The organism is Amycolatopsis kentuckyensis (genome assembly GCF_002155975.1).
Classification (GTDB): domain Bacteria; phylum Actinomycetota; class Actinomycetes; order Mycobacteriales; family Pseudonocardiaceae; genus Amycolatopsis; species Amycolatopsis kentuckyensis.
On record NZ_MUMI01000869.1, the window covers coordinates 1 to 950 of the forward strand.

The window sequence follows — 950 nt, forward strand, 5'->3', positions numbered from 1 at the left end:
GAAGACCGCCGACCGTCTCGCCGGACAGCTCGGCGCGTCCGGCAAGGGGGCCGAGCGGGCCGGGAAGCTCGCCGGGTCGCTGTACTCGAAGGCGGTGGTCGACACCTTCGAGGACGGCGCCGAAGCGGTCCGGCAGGTGATGGGCTCCGGCCTCATCCCGGAGAAGGCCACCGGCAAGGCCATCGAGTCGCTGACCGTGAAGGTCACCGACCTGTCGAACACCTTCGAGCAGGACCTGTCCAAGACCGCGAACGCCGCGGCGACGATGATCCGCACCGGCATGGCCAAGGACGGCGGCCAGGCCCTGGACATCCTCACCAAGGGCTTCCAGTCGTCGGCGAACAAGGCCGATGACCTGCTGGACACGATGAACGAGTACTCGACCCAGTTCCGGCGGGTCGGGATCGACGGCAGCATGGCCATCGGTCTGATCGACCAGGCCATCAAGGGCGGCGCCCGCGACAGCGACCAGGTCGCTGACGCCATCGGTCAGTTCGGTGAGCTGGCGCTGGCCTCCGAGCAGGGTGTGAAGGACGCCTTCAAGTCCATCGGCCTGGACGCCGGGGACATGGCCGACCTGATCGGCAAGGGCGGCAGCTCGGCGACGAGCGCGCTGCAGCAGACCCTAGACGCGCTGCGCGGCACCGAGGATCAGACCGTCAAGCTGACCGCCGCCACCGCGCTGTTCGGCGACCCGGGCACCGTGATGGGCGACGCTCTGTTCGCCATGGACCCCGCCTCCGCCGCCGCCTCGGCCGGTATGGACAATACCGGCCGGCGCGGCGGCGAAGCTGGGCAAGACGATCCGGGGCAACACCGCCACCCGCCTCGAAGTGTTGAAGCGCCGCTTCACTGACACCTTCGGTCAGGTCGTGAGCGCGGTCGTCCTGCCCGGCATCAACGGCCTGATCGACGGCGTCCGCTGGGCGGGCGACGCACTGGAGGCGACC

1 protein-coding gene is annotated in these 950 nt (G+C 69.7%); it reads left to right on the forward strand.

Features of this window, described 5'->3' with window-relative positions:
• Window positions 1-94: 94 nt before the first annotated feature.
• Complete coding sequence (locus tag CCN39_RS48775; RefSeq protein WP_158104631.1) at window positions 95-856, forward strand: phage tail tape measure protein; 762 nt, start codon at window positions 95-97, stop codon at window positions 854-856.
• Window positions 857-950 lie beyond the last annotated feature (94 nt).